The sequence below is a fragment of the Peribacillus sp. NPDC097264 genome (assembly GCF_050277925.1).
GTDB lineage: Bacteria > Bacillota > Bacilli > Bacillales > DSM-1321 > Peribacillus.
On sequence record NZ_JBNNSR010000025.1, the window covers coordinates 1 to 2,306 of the forward strand.

Genomic DNA, 2,306 nt, shown 5'->3' on the forward strand with positions numbered 1-2,306 from the left:
ACTTATTTTTAATCGCTGTGTTTTTCAGCGACCATTTCATCTTATCATTTTCTTTATAAGAAGTCAATAGTTTTTATTGTGTCATTTCTTCTAGCGATTCAGCTATAAGCAATGAAGTTTTGCGTTTGTTTTCTTAGTGCTTATTTATATTAATCCTTTTCAGTTTCAAAGTCAACACATTTAAGTGAAATACCTTATTATAATTTATTAGGATAATAATGTTCCTCCTCCATTGGATAACAAGTACCACTGACAGTACTCTTTAAGGGAAGGATTATCCCTCCACTCTTCATTTATACACAATAAGCTTTCAATGTTAATCAAGGGCAATTATTACTTTCTACCATAAAGGGATAGCCTTTTAAATAAGGAGCAAATAATTTCTATATAGAGCCTTATCAGATATTACACACCACTCTTGTTACTCTTGCAGAAATCATTCTAATATCATAATTATGAAACAAGTAAGCTGACATGAGTCTATATTAATATTAAAGGTCCATATCTAAGGTTAATGGAGAATCCCCTTATTGAACTTATGATAGAGAGCTGCACCAGGGGCGTAAATGAAACGAGTTCTCCTAATGTGAATGCTTAATATCCTTACACTCTGATTATACAGCTTAACTTATTAAGCGAATTTAAGTTACTTCTAACTCAAATATAACTCTTAAAACAGTCAGAGGGCATTACCCATTTACATGATACGGTGAAATTAATAACAAACGGTTCGTATTATGTTATAGGCTGTGTTAAAGATAAGGGTTGATTTTCTTTGTGAAATGTTACGCTTAAACTAACGAGGCAGTTTAGTTGAAGAAGGAGGACTTTTTATTAACTTAAAGAATAATAATTATTTTAGATCTATTAAGGGGGATTGTATATGCAATCATCAACAGACCCTACATCTTTTACAGAATGGGTGCAGCCACATTCGATAGAATGGTATAAACAACTTAGTGACATTCAGGGTAAATACATATATTCTTGGAATTCTACACTAACAGAGCCTAACGGAGAATCAATATTTGATAAAGAAGTAACTAAAATCACAGTTGGAAGGAAAGTATTGGATGTTGGATGTGGACACGGCGAGCTAACAAATGAATGTGGCTCGGTAGCAAAAGAAATAATAGGGTTTGATGTAACAGAAAAGTTCTTACAAGTTAGGCTAAAAGATAAAAAACCAAATGTATCTTTTGTTTTAGGAAATATAAAAAATGGATTGCCTTTTGAAATGGATGAATTTTGATTGTGCATACATAAGGAAAGGTCCTACATCCGCATATCCATACCTTAAGAAAGTTATAAAAAGTGGTGGCAAAATAATTGGTCTCCATCCTGGAGATGAGACAAATAAAGAATTACCCCTTTTATTTCCTAACCTCTTTGATTCTTCAATAGGAACTCCAATCTTAAATCTCATTAATCATAGAATTGATATTAGTAAGTTCTCTCATTCTAAGATTGAAGCAATAAATAGTACAGAGTATATTCACTCCCCATTGGATGTTTTAAAATTACGTTGTTTCGGTCAACACCCTTCCATTTATGAAACTTTAAAAGAAAAAAACTTGTATGAAGTATCTAAGATTTTCGAGCAAAATGCCACAAAAGATGGCTTACCTATAACATTTTCTTGTTATATAGTTCGAGCAACTGTTTAATATTTTCTTTTCTGCTTCTTATAGAACTAGCAGGGGCTTTAAAGTTATAAGTCCTGGAGTTGATCTTTTTTTAGAAAATCTAAAAGGAGCTGATCTAATAGCCAGTTTTATTGACTATTACGCGCAGCTCCTCTCAATTCATTATTTTAATCTTAAATTCCAATCATGAAGATTTTGAGTTAGGTCTTTGAAATCTATAATTAATATCATGTTGAATAGAGCGTTATAAATTACTGTTTATATGCTCATTACTTTCATTATTGAGTCTACCTTCATTAATAAAAAATAACCCGCAGTATAAGGGGTACAGATAATATTTAATATATAGACCATCGACTATAAAAAACACAGCACTTTAAATATGAGAATAAGGTTTTTTTAATATATGAGTGTGTAGAAAGGGATAAAACTTTGGAAGTCCCCTCCACCTTATAACGTAATTTGTAAAACTATTGCTAAAATAAGATATGAAGTTAATTCTTTATTTATAGGTAAAGCTCTTTCCCTCTACAAAAGTAACCCATGTTCCATTTTTATTGAGAACACAAAAAAGGCCAGCCTAATGGCTGACCTTCGAAATGGCTTGGCGGCGTCCTACTCTCACAGGGGGAAACCCCCAACTACCATCGGCGCTGAAGA

2 protein-coding genes are annotated in these 2,306 nt (G+C 32.3%); both read left to right on the forward strand.

Going from position 1 to position 2,306, the window contains the following annotated elements; all coding sequences use genetic code 11:
- The first annotated feature begins 883 nt into the window (after nucleotides 1-883).
- On the forward strand, nucleotides 884-1,252 hold the full coding sequence (locus ACQKL0_RS20095) for a class I SAM-dependent methyltransferase (RefSeq protein ID WP_427689206.1): 369 nt from the start codon (nucleotides 884-886) through the stop codon (nucleotides 1,250-1,252).
- Nucleotides 1,221-1,667, forward strand: a complete 447-nt coding sequence (locus ACQKL0_RS20100) for a hypothetical protein (RefSeq protein WP_427689208.1) — start codon at nucleotides 1,221-1,223, stop codon at nucleotides 1,665-1,667. The genes ACQKL0_RS20095 and ACQKL0_RS20100 overlap by 32 nt, the downstream gene beginning before the upstream one ends.
- Nucleotides 1,668-2,306: the final 639 nt, after the last annotated feature.